General features: G+C 60.0%; 1 protein-coding gene. It reads left to right on the forward strand.

Annotation, left to right across the window (positions count from 1 at the left end; all coding sequences use genetic code 11):
• Window positions 1-268, forward strand: a 268-nt coding sequence (locus EOD29_RS31690) for an EAL domain-containing protein (protein WP_164763937.1), incomplete at its 5' end; no start/stop codon positions are given.
• Window positions 269-275: the final 7 nt, after the last annotated feature.

Raw genomic sequence — 275 nt, forward strand, 5'->3', positions numbered from 1 at the left:
CGATCAGTCCTTCACCCGCGCGATCAACGACGGCGATGACGACGTGCGCCAGAAGAGCCGCATGCTGATCGAAGGCATCACCACCTTGTCCCACAAGATGAACTGCACCGTCATCGCCGAGGGCATCGAGACGGAAGAGGAATGCCGCACGCTTCACCAGATGGGTCTGGACTATGGCCAGGGCTATCTCTTCCATCGTCCACAGCACGCAGCCGCACTCATTGAGGAACTGATGGCCCCGCAATCAGCCGTCGCACGCGCCTCGTAAACGAAGA

Source organism: Mesorhizobium sp. M1A.T.Ca.IN.004.03.1.1 (assembly GCF_003997555.1).
Taxonomy (GTDB): Bacteria; Pseudomonadota; Alphaproteobacteria; order Rhizobiales; family Rhizobiaceae; genus Mesorhizobium.